This window comes from Pedobacter sp. UYP30, assembly GCF_040547165.1.
Lineage (GTDB): Bacteria > Bacteroidota > Bacteroidia > Sphingobacteriales > Sphingobacteriaceae > Pedobacter.
In genome coordinates this window covers 66,456-81,119 of sequence record NZ_JBEPPD010000015.1, presented here as the reverse complement: position 1 = coordinate 81,119, position 14,664 = coordinate 66,456, and the positions used below count along the sequence as shown (strand labels likewise).

General features: G+C 37.6%; 14 protein-coding genes. 11 read left to right on the top strand and 3 right to left on the bottom strand.

The window, feature by feature from the left end; genetic code table 11:
• Positions 1–2 precede the first annotated feature (2 nt).
• The 4 genes from ABIB40_RS15540 to ABIB40_RS15525 all read left to right on the top strand — a co-directional run bounded on the left by ABIB40_RS15540 (position 3) and on the right by ABIB40_RS15525 (position 3,231).
• Positions 3–758, top strand: a complete 756-nt coding sequence (locus ABIB40_RS15540) for a hypothetical protein (RefSeq protein ID WP_354360304.1) — start codon at positions 3–5, stop codon at positions 756–758.
• A 384-nt stretch (positions 759–1,142) separates the two neighbouring features.
• Positions 1,143–1,769 (top strand): deoxynucleoside kinase, encoded by a 627-nt coding sequence (locus ABIB40_RS15535; protein WP_354360303.1) that lies wholly within the window; start codon positions 1,143–1,145, stop codon positions 1,767–1,769.
• Positions 1,770–1,931: 162 nt separating this feature from the next.
• Positions 1,932–2,669, top strand: a complete 738-nt coding sequence (gene kdsB / locus ABIB40_RS15530; protein WP_354360337.1) for a 3-deoxy-manno-octulosonate cytidylyltransferase — start codon at positions 1,932–1,934, stop codon at positions 2,667–2,669.
• Positions 2,670–2,679: 10 nt separating this feature from the next.
• A complete protein-coding gene (locus ABIB40_RS15525; protein WP_354360302.1) occupies positions 2,680–3,231 on the top strand; it encodes a hypothetical protein in 552 nt (183 codons plus the stop codon).
• Positions 3,232–3,491: 260 nt separating this feature from the next.
• Here ABIB40_RS15525 and ABIB40_RS15520 read toward each other — a convergent pair whose 3' ends face one another.
• Complete coding sequence (locus ABIB40_RS15520) at positions 3,492–3,644, bottom strand: hypothetical protein (RefSeq protein WP_354360301.1); 153 nt, start codon at positions 3,642–3,644, stop codon at positions 3,492–3,494.
• Positions 3,634–4,095 (bottom strand): PIN domain-containing protein, encoded by a 462-nt coding sequence (locus tag ABIB40_RS15515; protein WP_354360300.1) that lies wholly within the window; start codon positions 4,093–4,095, stop codon positions 3,634–3,636. Before ABIB40_RS15515 ends, ABIB40_RS15520 begins: the two co-directional genes overlap by 11 nt.
• Positions 4,096–4,395: 300 nt before the next feature.
• On the opposite strand from ABIB40_RS15515, the gene pyrG reads away from it, so the two are divergent.
• Genes pyrG through ABIB40_RS15490 form a run of 5 tightly spaced genes read left to right on the top strand, consistent with a single transcriptional unit; the run spans position 4,396 to position 9,888 of the window.
• Positions 4,396–6,012 carry a CTP synthase gene (pyrG, locus tag ABIB40_RS15510; RefSeq protein WP_354360299.1) on the top strand — a complete coding sequence of 539 codons (1,617 nt, stop codon included), beginning with the start codon at positions 4,396–4,398 and terminating at the stop codon, positions 6,010–6,012.
• A 20-nt stretch (positions 6,013–6,032) separates the two neighbouring features.
• Positions 6,033–7,844, top strand: coding sequence for a membrane protein insertase YidC (gene yidC, locus ABIB40_RS15505; RefSeq protein ID WP_354360298.1), 1,812 nt, complete (start codon positions 6,033–6,035; stop codon positions 7,842–7,844).
• A gap of 60 nt (positions 7,845–7,904) precedes the next feature.
• A complete protein-coding gene (locus ABIB40_RS15500; RefSeq protein ID WP_354360297.1) occupies positions 7,905–8,471 on the top strand; it encodes an outer membrane beta-barrel protein in 567 nt (188 codons plus the stop codon).
• 3 nt (positions 8,472–8,474) lie between these two features.
• Complete coding sequence (locus ABIB40_RS15495; protein WP_354360296.1) at positions 8,475–9,200, top strand: AcvB/VirJ family lysyl-phosphatidylglycerol hydrolase; 726 nt, start codon at positions 8,475–8,477, stop codon at positions 9,198–9,200.
• Entirely contained in the window at positions 9,190–9,888 is a 699-nt protein-coding gene (locus ABIB40_RS15490) for an AcvB/VirJ family lysyl-phosphatidylglycerol hydrolase (RefSeq protein ID WP_354360295.1), read from the top strand. Before ABIB40_RS15495 ends, ABIB40_RS15490 begins: the two co-directional genes overlap by 11 nt.
• On the opposite strand, the gene ABIB40_RS15485 is transcribed toward ABIB40_RS15490, so the two are convergent.
• Positions 9,874–12,462 carry a phosphatidylglycerol lysyltransferase domain-containing protein gene (locus ABIB40_RS15485; protein ID WP_354360294.1) on the bottom strand — a complete coding sequence of 863 codons (2,589 nt, stop codon included), beginning with the start codon at positions 12,460–12,462 and terminating at the stop codon, positions 9,874–9,876. The two genes, ABIB40_RS15490 and ABIB40_RS15485, sit on opposite strands and share 15 nt — an antisense overlap.
• Before the next feature lie 358 nt (positions 12,463–12,820).
• Between ABIB40_RS15485 and ABIB40_RS15480 the strand changes: the two genes are divergently transcribed.
• Positions 12,821–13,192, top strand: coding sequence for a hypothetical protein (locus ABIB40_RS15480; protein ID WP_354360293.1), 372 nt, complete (start codon positions 12,821–12,823; stop codon positions 13,190–13,192).
• A gap of 179 nt (positions 13,193–13,371) precedes the next feature.
• On the top strand, positions 13,372–14,643 hold the full coding sequence (locus ABIB40_RS15475) for a spore maturation protein (protein ID WP_354360292.1): 1,272 nt from the start codon (positions 13,372–13,374) through the stop codon (positions 14,641–14,643).
• Positions 14,644–14,664 lie beyond the last annotated feature (21 nt).

Genomic DNA, 14,664 nt, shown 5'->3' with positions numbered 1-14,664 from the left:
ATATGAAAGAAAAGAAATTACGATTAAAAGCCTATTGGCAACACGAACCAATGACTATTAGAGAATTTTCAAATAAAGCAAAGGAGTATTTGAAGATATTAACCATACTGCATCCAAAATTTACAAACCTTTTGATATGGAAGACAGGCTTAGATAAAATAGTGATTAAAGATGATTACAGTAATTTTGAAGAACTTTTTTACAAAGGCGCCTATGACAATCAACTTGTCTATACCAATTTAGACCAAAAAGGCTTTATAACCAACGAAAGCACTGGGCCTTTTCGTATAACTTTCTCTAACAAGCGTAAACACACAGATGATGTGTTCTCAATCACGCTAAATGAAAATTACAATCCATTATTCGGTAATTTTAGCTCTATACAATTTAACTTTCCAGAAAACGACCCTTCATTTTTTGAATGGGAATTTTGTAAAAACATATTGGAGCATACCGCCAGTTTCTGGAAAGCAGAGTTTGCCAATATTTACACTTTCGATTTTATGGACAAAGTAGAAAGTATGAATACAACCTTTGGCAGCCTTGGCTGGATAAATTATTTTCCCAACAACAAGGTGTTGGATTTGGTTACTATCAAAGATGTAGACAGCATTATTACATCCTTGGGTAGCGCGCACTGCATCATTACCTTAACAAACGAAATACCCGATGTCAATAATCAAGAAGACATAAATAAAGCAATTTATTTACGGGATATCATTGCGCCAAAAGGCTTTTTAAACTGGGCAAAGCAGTAAGTAAACACACTAGTATGGCCGTTGAAAAGCATTGTCTTAATGGTGGGCCTAAGCTAGAAGAGCAAACTTTTGTTTTAAGATTAACCATAAAAAAATTATGAAACTTTTTGTTAAAAAAGAAAAACAATGGGGTAACGATACGAGACTTGAACGGATTAGGGAGCAAAGACGTGGTGTGTAAAAATAATCGAATGTATCTTATTTGAACAAAAAAAATATGAACAATTTGATTTTAAACACATTAACCTTTTTCATAGGTCATTTACAAATACTAAAAAATAATTTTACAAGATTTGAGGTAGAAGAAGCCAGATTTGAGCCAACTCGCTTAATCTCACATCACATGTCTAAATACTAAAATCTCACATCTCACATCTAAAAAATATGCACATAGCAATTGTAGGAAACATTGGCGCTGGCAAAACAACTTTGACCAGCTTATTAGCTAAAAATTATGGTTGGGAAGCTTTGTACGAAGCGATAGACAACAACCCTTACATGGAAGACTTTTACAACGACATGAAACGTTGGAGTTTTAACCTGCAAATCTATTTCTTAAATAGCCGCTTTCAGCAACTTACAGACATAGGCAAAAACAGTCGGAATGTAATCCAAGACCGCACCATTTACGAAGATGCCTATATCTTTGCAGAAAATTTGCACGAAATGGCCTTGATGACTACGCGCGATTATGAGAATTATAAGGCAATTTTTGAAAATGTTACCTCTTTTATAAAACCACCCGATTTATTGGTCTACCTCCGCGCATCTGTACCAACGCTTGTAAACAACATTCAACGCAGGGGCAGAGAATACGAAGCGGGCATACGCTTAGATTATTTAAGCAAATTGAACGAGAAGTACGAGAACTGGATAAAAAACTACAACCTCGGAAAATTGCTGATTTTGGATAAGGATAAATTAGATTTTACAAACAACCCAGAAGATTTAGGAATTATTTTACAATCTATCGAAGCAGAAATTCACGGGTTATTTCCCCAAAAAGATTAAAACCAAACTGATGCTAGCGTGTTACCGATCTTGCCAATGTTAAGACATAAAACCTGCATCATACCGAACCAGCATTACCCAAAAAAATTGTTGCACAGCTAAAATCAGGAAGTATAAAATATGAACGAGCATAAGGAAAATCCGATTTTTAGAAATTTAGAGATTAAAATTATTGGAATTATTCCCGCCCGTTTAGCTTCCACCCGATTTCCGGGCAAGCCTTTAGCAAATATTGGCGGCAAAAGCATGATACAAAGGGTTTACGAGCAAGCTTCAAAATCTAATTCGCTAGCCAAAGTAATCGTTGCTACCGATGATGCACGAATTACGGAAGAAGTTATACGCTTTGGCGGCGAGTTTGTCCTCACCTCACCCACCCATCAAAGCGGCACAGATAGATGTGCAGAAGTAATTGATCTTTTTCCAAATTTTAATGCCGTAATAAACATTCAGGGCGACGAGCCATTTATAGACCCCGCGCAAATAGATTTATTGGCAAGCTGTTTTGAAGACGCAGAAACTGAACTGGCAACGCTGGTAAAGCCAATTACAAACAACCAAGATTTATTCAACCAAAATGCGCCAAAAGTTATTTTAAATAAAAAAGGCGAGGCCATTTATTTTAGCAGACAAACCATACCATTTATTCGCAGTGCCGAAGAAAAAGACTGGCTTGGTAAACACACGTTTTTTAAACACATTGGCATTTATGGTTACAGGGCCGATGTACTAAAAACAATTACCAAATTGGCCATTTCTCCATTAGAACAGGCAGAACATTTAGAGCAACTTAGATGGATAGAAAACGGTTATAAAATTAAAACCAAAATAACCGAGTTAGAAACGCAAGCCATTGACACGCCAGAAGATTTATTAAAAATTAGCAGCGATTTACTATAACTTACACACGATGAAAAGACCCAACTATTTACTCGTACTCTTGTTTCCCCTGTTGTTTATTGCTTGCACAGGTAACGAAAAAACAGAACAAGAAAAAGAGACGACGTTAATTAAGAACGCTAGTTCTGTAGTTATCAAGTCTTTTTCTAACTTAACTAAATTAGATACCTTTAGGCTAAACCTTAGCGGCACCAAGCCCAAAGAAATGACGCTTACGTTCTCCATCACTAACTACAAGGGTCAAGAAATTTACAGTAAGGTGTTAAAAGGAGAAGAGCTGCTGGGCAGTACCGATCCGAATGTAGATTTGAGAAAGGAGAAAGATCAAATTCGATTTTTAACCACCATTGCATCACAGTTTTTTAATGAGGATAATTTTTTAGAGCCTGCGGTGATGCCCGATGATAAACCTGATAGTTACGCACCCGACAAAGCTTTTTATGATGAACTTAAAGCCACAAAACTAAATGGATTTAAATACCGTTTGGGCAAAGAGAACAACATTTATATTGCTTGGAGCGAAAAAGAACAAAAAGTAAAGGTTTATTATAACTGTTGTTGAAGGAGAAGTCTGAGGTCGGACTTGTAGCTCACGTCTTTTGCGAGGCACTGCCTTTCTCGATATTTCGGAAAAGCAATCTATAAGAGAGATATTTTTCTTGATAGCTATGTTTAAAATTAAACCCAGCCTTTCGGGATGTTAAGTTTGCGCATTCCGAAGCAGGGATAACGTCGATTTCTGAATCCCCTCGCATTAAAATGTTCGGTTACTTTTTCTTATCGAAATCGCAAATCCCGTTTTATCCAAAGTTAGCGGGAAATTTATTTTTTCTGAGCTTGCAACTTCTTTCCTTCCAAGTAGGCATTGAATTGCTCAAAGTTCATTCCCTTAATCTCTTGTGATATCTTGTCCTTTATTTCTCTGAAAGTTTTGACGGTGTCAAAATCCTTTTCTATTTTTGTTTTATTGTTCATGTCCTACAATTTCTTTTGGTGAATGAATGTTTAGATTTAAGTATCCTAAACGTAAATTTATAGAATTATAACCTCTTATTCTGTAAACATTTACAATATGTTTGAAATTCCAACTTACCAAGATGTCAACTTTGTTCAGTGTTGCTGTTGCTATATGTAAACAGTCGTCGAAACTGGTTTCTCCTACAACTTTTTCGTCAACATATGTTTGTGCAAGTTGGAAGGCTTCTGGCGTAACGAGTACTTTTTCAAGACGTTCTGGTTTTAGTTCGTTGAAATAGTTCCTAATTCTTTCAGGTGCCTTTTCTAGTTCCGATTCGGTTAGATTTGAATAAACACATCTTATTAACCCCAACTTTACCCGTTCAAAAAGCAAAAGTGTTTCTTCTTCAAATTCGATGTCGAAAACACCGCCGAAAGCTGAAGTGTCAAAATAAAAACGTTGTTCCATACCCCAAATTTACGAAATTTCTCTGCTTTGATGTTAGTAGTTCTGTTCGGCGAAACTTACCGCCAACTTTCCGATTGCTCAGAATCTCTCAGAAAATCTCACAAAAAAAAATGCCATTGAAAACAAGCGTAATAATAAATTAGGCATCAAACCCCTAAAATACCAAAACAGAAATAAAACTTTTGTCATGATATAAAACTATCTGCATTTAGCAGAGCATAAGTGAGTATTTTTTCTACCTTTGTACCCCGTACAAAAAGCCGCAATTCTATTGTATTGCAGTAAAAAAAACACAAATAAATGACGAAGTATATTTTTGTTACGGGGGGTGTTACTTCCTCTTTGGGGAAGGGAATTATTTCTGCCTCGCTAGCCAAACTTTTACAGGCAAGGGGATACCGGGTAACCATCCAAAAGTTCGACCCATACATAAATATAGATCCCGGGACACTAAATCCTTACGAACACGGCGAATGTTTTGTTACAGAAGACGGTGCAGAAACCGACTTGGATTTAGGTCATTATGAACGCTTTTTAAACGTGCCTACTTCACAAGCAAACAACATTACCACCGGCAGGATTTATCAAAATGTTATAGATCGCGAGCGTAGGGGCGACTATTTGGGCAAGACGGTTCAGGTTATCCCCCACATTACCGATGAAATAAAGCGCAACATGAGCATTTTGGGCGAGAGTGGCGACTTTGACATTGTTATTACCGAACTTGGAGGAACAGTGGGCGATATTGAATCTTTACCTTTTGTAGAGGCGGTAAGGCAGTTTAAATGGGAACAAGGAAGCTCTAACGCCATAGTAATTCATTTAACGTTGGTTCCGTATTTAGCTGCTGCCGGAGAGCTGAAAACCAAACCTACCCAACATTCCGTAAAAACTTTGTTAGAATATGGTATTCAGCCAGATATTTTAGTTTGTAGAACAGAACACCATTTAAATCAAGAGCTAAGAAAAAAAATCGCACTTTTTTGCAATGTAAACATCAATGCAGTAGTAGAATCTATGGATGCATCTACCATTTACGATGTGCCTTTGCTTATGCTAAAAGAGCAACTAGACAAAACGGTACTTGCCAAATTAAAGCTTCCATCCAAGACTGAGCCAGATATGGACAGCTGGAAGTATTTCTTGGGAAGACTTAAAAATCCCACATCGGAAGTAAGAATTGGTTTGGTTGGAAAATACGTAGAACTACCCGATGCTTATAAATCTATCATAGAATCTTTTATTCATGCTGGATCTAAAAACGAATGCAAGGTTAGAGTAGAATACATCCATTCTGAAGGTATTTTTGCAGATAATGTTAAAGAAAAGCTTGGCCATTTACACGGCGTGCTAGTTGCGCCGGGTTTTGGAAGCAGAGGCATTGATGGTAAAATAGACACCATAAAATTTGCGAGGGAAGCTCAAATACCATTTTTTGGTATTTGCTTGGGGATGCAATGTGCTGTAATAGAATTCGCTAGAAATGTAATTGGCTTAAAAGACGCACATACCACCGAGATAGAAGAAAACACAGAAAACCCTGTCATTAACATGATGGAGGAGCAGAAAAAGGTTACAAACAAAGGTGGCACCATGCGTTTGGGATCTTACCCTTGCGACGTTAAAAAAGGAACTAAAGCCTTTGCCGCTTATGGCAAACAACACATTAACGAACGCCACCGCCATAGATACGAGTTTAACAACGCATATTTAAAGCAATTTGAAGAAGCAGGAATGGTAGCTTCTGGCATAAACCCAGAAACAAACTTGGTAGAAATAATTGAATTAAAGAACCATCCTTTCTTTATTGGCGGTCAATTTCACCCAGAATTAAAATCAACGGTTGCCAATCCTCATCCACTTTTTGTTAAATTTGTGGCCGCCGCAATGGATTACGCAAAAAAATCAAAAAATTAAAAGCAGTATATAACACACTAATGGATAAAAATACATTTACGGGACTTTTCTTAATAATGATCATTTTAGCAGGATCATTTTACTTTTTAAAGCCAAGCACCGCAGAAATAAAAAAAGAACAACAAAACCAAACAGCAGACTCGCTTAAAAAAGCTGGGGTTCAACCAACTGTAGTACAAAAAGACACCCTAGCTGCTGTTGTAGCAGCAAAAGCTGTAGCAGATTCGGCAGCATTTACTGGGCCATTTGGATCTGAAATGAAGGGCACTGAAATTACGTCAACTTTAGAAAACGACCAGCTTTTACTTACGTTATCAAACAAAGGTGGAAAGATTTCATCGGTACAAGTAAAAAATCAGAAAACGTACAATGGCAAACCTTTAATTTTGTTTAAAGGAGATGCCAATAAATTTGGGCTAGACTTAAACGTCAATGGAAAAGTAATCAATACCAATAATTTATATTTTACGGCTACCAAAACGGGCAATACAGTAAGTATGCGTGCAAACTATGCGGCTAATGCCTACATAGAATACCTATACACAGTTAAACCAAAGAGCCCACAAGTTGCATTTAAAATTAATTTGGTTGGCTTACAACAGGCAATAGTTGGCAATAACGTTACTTTAAACTGGCAAGAAACGCTTTTGCAGCAAGAGAAATCTGTAGAAGGCGAACACCGATATTCTGCTCCATATTATAAATATGTAGATGGCGATGTTGATCACCTGAGCGTGAGTAAAGATGACAAGGAAGATCTAGCTAAAGGTAAAATACAATGGTTCTCATTTAAACAGCACTTCTTTTCTGCCGCACTTATTAATAAAAGCGGTTTTGAGAAAGGAAGTTTGGCAGTTTCCATTCCAACAACTCCTGGTGTAATTAAAACGTACACTGCAAACATGCAACTGCCTTTTAAACAATTGGCATCGCAGAGTTACGACATGGATTTTTACTTCGGAACAAACCAATTCTCCGAACTTAAAAAGCAAGGCTATGAGTTTGAAAAACAAGTAGACATGGGCTACTGGCCGCTTAAATACATAAATAGATTTGTTGTACTGCCGGTTTTCAATTTCTTAGAAGGCTTTGGTTGGGGCTATGGTTTAATTATTTTGGTGTTAACCATTTTGTTAAAGCTAGTGCTTTCTCCACTAACTTATAAGTCATATTTATCTATGGCGAAAATGCGTGTGCTAAAGCCAGAGATGGATGAAATTAAGGCAAAACTTGGCGATGACAAAGCCACACAGGTTCAACAAGAATATTTAAAACTCTATAAAAAGGCCGGGGTCAACCCGCTCGGGGGGTGTTTGCCAATGGTTTTACAGCTACCATTGGTTATGGCATTCTTCTTTTTCTTTCCAAATCTTTTTGAGCTTAGAGGGCAAAGTTTTCTTTGGATGCACGATTTATCAACCTATGATGAATTTATCCGCTTTGGCGTAAAAATACCATTTATTGGTGATCACTTAAGTTTGATGTGTGTATTGATGACCATCTCTACGCTTATTATGACTTATTTTAACAACCAGGTAAGTGGCGCAACCGGACAAATGAAATACATAGGTTACGTAATGCCTGTTATATTTTTAGGTGTGTTAAACAGTTATCCGGCAGGCTTAAACTACTACTATTTCTTAGCCAACTTAATGACATTTGGTCAGCAGTTTTTAATTAGAAAAATGGTTGATGACGATAAGATCCATGCATTGATTCAACAGAACAAGGCACGGCCAACCGATGGGAAAAAGAAAAAATCGAACTTTCAGCAACGTTTAGATGATTACATGAGGCAACAACAAAAACAGTTACCTGCAGGAAAAAAATAAATTGAAAGCACCAAATTTGGTGCTTTTTTTGGTTCACACGTCAATTTTAATAACCTCTAAATGAAACTTTTTAAATACCTTATTATCTTTAGCTGTCTGCCAGCTATTGCTTTTGCCCAGCGTAAAAATGATAACAATGTGGGTTTTAAAATATCGCCCGCTTTCGAATTAATGAGGAGTACACATAGCAACTTGTTTTACGCGCCATCATTAAAGGCAAATTATCTATTCGAAAATGGTTGGGAACCGGGAATAGGCATTGAATACAGTACAACGCCAGTACACCACGACAATGGCTTTGTTCTAAGAAAAATTCATTTTCTGCCTGTTTTCGCTAATCTAAAGTATAATTTCAACACAAAAAAAATAGTTAAACTTTATGCTGAAACTTCATTAGGCTACAGTTTTAACAAATATGACCGCGCAACAGACCAAGAGCCTCATAAACAAAGAAAAATTAAAGAAGGTGGCGTCTATTTTTATACAGGACTTGGCACAAAATATGCGTTAAGTGAAAAAGCAGACATATTTTTTGCTGTGGGATTTAAAGGCTATAAGTTTAGCACAAACAACTTAGACATTAATCCACACGGCGTTTCTTTTACACTTGGCTTTAGCCTATTTTAAAACATGAAACTTAGTCTTTATCTATTTCTTTTTTCGCTTACACTTAGCAGTTGTGCTCTTTTTAAACGAAATAGAGTACTCAAAAACAAAGAGCTAGAAAAGACAGAAGCTGGTTTCAATACCTTCTATTATCCCTCTAAAATAGAAGACAGTAAAACCTTGGTTGTTTTTTTCTCTGGCGACGGCGGTTGGTTAGACTTTGATGCCGAGCTATGCAAGAAATTGGCAGCCAACGGATTAAAAACCCTAGGCATAAACTCTAGAAGCTACTTTTGGAAGGAAAGAACACCAAGGGCAACAAGTAAGCACCTGCGAGAATTAATAAGAACATACGACCATAAAATAAATAACATTTACCTGATTGGCTATTCTTTTGGCGCAGACATAACGCCCTTTGTTTATACGGGTCTACCTTTTTTTATGAAAATGCGGGTAAAAAAATTAGTGCTTTTATCCCCATTTGCAACAACCGATTTCGAAGTACATCTATCAGATTTGATGGGCAGCAACGCCGATGACTATAAATACAACGTAAGGGATGAGGTTGCTAGGATAAAAATTCCAATTTATTGCTTTTATGGCGAGGGAGAAGAAAAAGCGCTAGATAACATTACCCAGAAAAACTTTAACCTTAAAATTTTAAAGGGAAACCATCATTATGAAACGCAAGAGAGTCAAAAAATTATACAGGCTATTATAGAAAAAAGCAATCAAAAAGATGAAACATAAAATCCTAACGCTAGCACTTCTAATTGTCGGTATAACAAAAATTTATGCTCAAACCGCCGCGCAAAAAATATCAGCGCTTCCTATAACAGTTAACACCAAAGGCACAAATGCAACGCTGGTTTTTTACCTTACCGGAGATGGAGGAATGAACAGTTTTTCTACTAAACTTATAGAAAATTTAGCAGCACACAACTATAAGGTAATTGCTCTAGACAGCAAGAAATATTTTTGGGAAGAAAAAGCGCCCGAAAAAATGTCAAAAGAACTTTCAGGAGCGATTGACCATTATCTGAAGCAAACCAACACGGTAGACTTTGCGTTATTGGGTTATTCCTTTGGTGCAGATGCCAGCATTTTTTTGGCAGCAAATTTACCATCTTCTCTAAGTGGGCAGCTCAAGGGGATTGTACTTTTATCGCCATCTATGGCCACAGACCTGGAAGTAAAAGTCTCTGACCTTATTGGATTTGGAAACAACGTTACCGGCAAATATAAAACTTTGGTAACGGCCAGAAAATTAACGAAACCTATTTTTTGCGTGGCAGGTGTAGATGAGGAAAACAGTTTTTACGATAGCTTGAGCAAAACAAAACTCGTTAATAAAAAAACAATACCGGGTTCGCATAAATACAACAACAATGTTTCGCTGGTAGCGGCCACAATTGTTAATGGGCTAACTTCCTTCTGAAATTCTCTTTAAAGCTCGTGGAACTTGCAGCAAATGGTATTGATGGCTGTACACCAAGTATTTCTTTTTCCATGATGGGAAAAATTTATCCTTGTATCGCCTCAATCCTTTAAATTGCGCAAAAGCTTTTAAATTTTCGTAAGCGTATTTAATGGTTTTTTGGGTTAAGTCTACCCCGTCAATTCCAGAAAGCGGTGCTAAGCCCATATTAACAGCTTCAAACCCTTGCTCTTTTAAATAAAGAAAGGTCTTTGCAAGCAGCATATCCAGCACACCGTTTGGTGCGTCTGTAGCTTTACGGATCAAATCATAAGTCGCCTCATTTGGTGCATAATCGGGCACTAGGTTTAAGAAAGCGTATATTTTTTCTTCTGTATCTTCTATGGTTAAAATGGTTTGATGTTTCAAAATATTCTTATCAAAAACACCCTGGGTAAATGCCACTTCTTTCTGATCTAAATCTTTTAGCCACTGATCAGAAACTGTTTGTAACTTTTGCAAAAGTCCTTCTTTTTGTGGCCCAGTATAAGATTTAAAAACATATCCTTCGCCAGTAAGCCTATTTACCGCACTTCTTGTCGTTTTCATCTTGCCCCCATCCAACGTAAAATTGCTTAAATTTAAAACAGCCTCCTCTCCTATCGGGATGAATTTTTTCTTGATGGAAGTGTAAAAATGCAAGGATTCTTCGGGTACCCTGTAATAGGCCGCTATAAATCCATTCTCCTTGCACCATGCCTCAAATTGGTCTATCATCAATAATTTATCATCAATAGTTGAAGCTACGGGATCCTCCAAAACCAAGGCAAAATGTCTGGTTACCTTAAAGCTGATAAAAGCTGTTCTATCATCACTAAAATGAATGAATTTGTCGGGATAGGTTTTAAAATAATCTAACGCAGAACACCCGCTTTGCTTAACTAAATCTTCTGCCGCTGCAAACTCTTCTTCCGTGTTGTAAGGTTTGGTAAAATAGGGTTTAAAAATACTGAATACGATAAATAAGATCACCAGGCCACTGGCCAAATAAATAGATTCCTCAAAGCGATGACCAAAGGGCGTTAATGGAACGAGCGCTTTATCATCAATAAAAAATATAACCTTTAAAACAGCCTTGCAAGATTGCACGAAGGTAAAATCTACCCCAAAATGCCTATTGTTAATAAAGTAAAACCCTAAAACTCCATAAACAAAAACAGCAGCAATGGCATAAATAAATATGAAGTAACTAACCCTTATAAATTTTGGACTGGGCTTAAGTTTATAGCTAGATTTTGTATAAAGCAAAGTTATACAAGCCAATAACGCAAGCAATGCTTCTTCGTAATCGGCGGCTTTTAGCAAATGGCCAACAATAGAAAGTATGGTTAGCGTAAAAGCCACATACCAAGCGCGTTTGCTGCCAATCAACAAGAAAATGCTTATTAATATAAAAATTAATCCGGTTACCATTACCAATGCATTGCTGGTTACAATAAGGTTTTCGGGCAAAATATCTCGCACCAAGCGCAGCCTAGCAGGTATAGCCGGACTAATGGCAGAAATAATGTTTACAACCCCAAGTATCAAAATAATAACAGCGGGAAGTATACGGAGAATGAGGTTGTCTTTTTTGGCGATGAAACTTAGCAGACCGCCAGCAAGCGGAAGCCAAAACTCAAAAAACCTAAAAAGAAGGGTAATGGTTGCAGCTGCAAGAATAGGGAACCCAAATTGAGCTAAAATAAAGGTAAGCGAAACCTCGATGGTTCCCAATCCTCGTAAAAATGGAGACGCAATAAGCAGAATAACCATTACAATATACCCCAAAACAGCTGCCGCAATACTTGCGTGAAGGCCCAAGGCCAACATGCAAATGTATAGGTGTGCTATGCCGATAAACTCTATAAAAATAGAAACGAGTAAGGTAAGCCAAAACTGCTTCTTATCTACTTTTTCATCGACCATTTCATCTAAAATAATGGCTAATGATGGGCGCAAATTAGACAGCCAGCGGTAGGCCCAACCCTTTTTAGAGATGGAATATACCATTGTGATGATAACGGCAGTAAGTACCAGCAAAAAACAAAAACTTATCAGTTCTATTTGTCCTAGTTTGGTTGTTAGCAACGCAATTCCCAGCACGGGAATGGCAACAATAACCACAGATAATATACCGCAAAACGCAAATATTGTAGATGAAAGATGTATTTTAGATTTTGTTACCCCTTCGCCATCTATCCCCTTGGTAAAAAAAGCAAGTGACGAAAAACCCCCGGCCGGAAGGAAAACACTTATTAAATTGCGCTTTAAAAACAGCAATATGGCTTGCCAAAGCGTAACCTTAACTTTTAAAGCCCTAAAGCTATGCACATACATTTGCCCCTGCGCCAAAATATAAACTATAGTTATAACTAGCCCAAGCAACACATAATTTAAATTTGCATTTGCCAGTTGCTCCTTGATCTGAAAAAGCTCTATATGTTGGTCCTTTATAAAAAAGATAGCCATACCAAGCATAAACAGGGCGAGCAACGCCTGCCAAAAGAATTTTCTGTAAAACAACTGGGATAGGAAATTTTTAGCGCTAATCATATTATAATTAAAATTCTAAACCATTAATTTTTATTCATCTCCCCCTGCCGAATGTTGTTGAGCGATATAAGCCCATTTCATCAAGCTCTAATTCGGCTAAATTACCAACAATTATCTAAGCGTTTGAGAAATTTCCAATCTTTCGACAAAGGGTCTCTCCAATCGTTGTTTTTTTTTGTGAGTTTTAAAACGATTATTGGAACGGGTGCAAACTTTCTTCGTTAAAAAATTGACGCGAGAGGCCGTTCTGAAGAATTGTTAAAGAACATATAAAAACTTTGATTCGGTTGGACTACTTTTTCTATCCAAAAAATGATACTTTTAAGGCTGTTAAAAAACTAAGACCAAACTTCTAAACATGAACAAGAGATTTACCATCTTATTTCTTTTTGTTGCTTCGATAGCTTACGCACAAAAAAAGCCTTTAGATCATTCGGTTTATAACACTTGGGAGAGCATCGGTTCAAAGGTTCTTTTTAACAACGGACTTTGGGCAAGCTACGGCGTTGTGCAGCAAGAAGGCAATTCGGTGCTCTATTTTTATAATACTAAAGAAAGCAAAAAGATAAACTTTCAACGAGGTGTAAAACCAGGGTTCAGCAACGACTCTAAATTTGCCGCCTTTTTGATCCGCCCGTTTTTTAATGCTTTGCGTGAAGCAAAAATAAAAAAGGCAAAACCAGAGGCAACGCCAAAAGATTCGCTGGGCATTTTAAATTTGTTCATTTAAATAAACAACTTAACCAACTCAACGCTTTAAACGACTAAACAACTTACCAACTTAACGCCTAAACACCTAAACAACTTAACGCCTCAACAGCTAACCGACTTAACGCTTAAACAGCTAACCAACTAACTCTAACCGCCTAACCCCTAACCCCTAACCACCTAACCCCTAAAACCTTACACATGGCATTAAGCAGAATTTGGGCAGCATTTTTTATCGTCGCTATTGTGGTGGCCAGTATTAAATGTTTCTTTTTTGGCCAAACCGATATTTTTAATTGGATGGTTATCGGCAAGGCGAGCGACCCAGCAAATCCATTAAAATTAGACGGCTTGATAGAAACCTGTTGGGTGGCGGTAGAAATCTGCCTAAGACTCGTTGGTATTTTGGCTCTTTTTATGGGCTTAATGTCCATTGCAGAAAAAGCTGGAGGCATTCGTTTATTGTCTAGAATTGTAGCACCTTTCTTTTCAAAATTATTTCCAGACATCCCGAAAGGACACCCTTCTATGGGCCACATGATCATGAATTTTTCTGCAAACTTATTGGGATTAGACAACGCAGCCACTCCTTTCGGGTTAAAAGCGATGGAAAGTTTGCAAGAGCTAAACCCAAATAAAGATGTGGCATCGAATGCTCAGATTATGTTCCTTTGTTTGCATGCGGCAGGTTTAAACCTAATTCCGGTCAGTGTTATCGCCATCCGTGCCTCGCAGAATGCCAGCAACCCAACCGATGTCTTTATTCCATGCCTTATTGTAACGTTTACCGGTACCATGGCTGCCATGATTATCGTTTCCATCAAACAAAAAATAAACCTTATTCAACCCATTGTTATCGCTTGGGTATTGTCTTTATCTGTTGTTATTGCTGCGCTTGTGTTATACATCACTTCTTTAAGTGCAAGCGGAATCGCAAGTTTTTCTGGGGTTTTGAGCAACGGTTTAATTCTGTTTGTGTTCCTAGCAGTTATTCTTGGTGGGCTTTATAAAAAGATAGATATTTTCGATGCCTTTATAGAAGGAGCCAAAGGCGGTTTTGATACTGCAGTGCGCATCGTTCCTTATTTAGTAGGCATGTTGGTGGCCATAAGTTTGTTAAGAACAAGTGGCACTTTCGATGTAGTAATTGGCGCTATAAAGTATTTTTTCGCCATGCTGGGAACCGATACCCGCTTTGTAGAAGGTTTACCTACGGCTTTAATTCGTCCGTTAAGTGGTGGCGCGGCGCGCGGAATGATGGTAAGCACCATGCAAACTTATGGGCCAGATTCTTTCGCCAGTAAGCTAAGCGGCGTTTTTCAAGGCGCTTCTGATACTACCTTTTACGTTATTGCTGTTTACTTCGGTTCGGTAAGCGTAAAAAACACCCGCTACGCAATCGGTGCTATGTTATTGGCAGATTCTGTTTGTGTGCTTACCGCAATAAGCGTGGCCTATTTGTTTTTTGGATAATCGCAAAACGAACGTATTTGC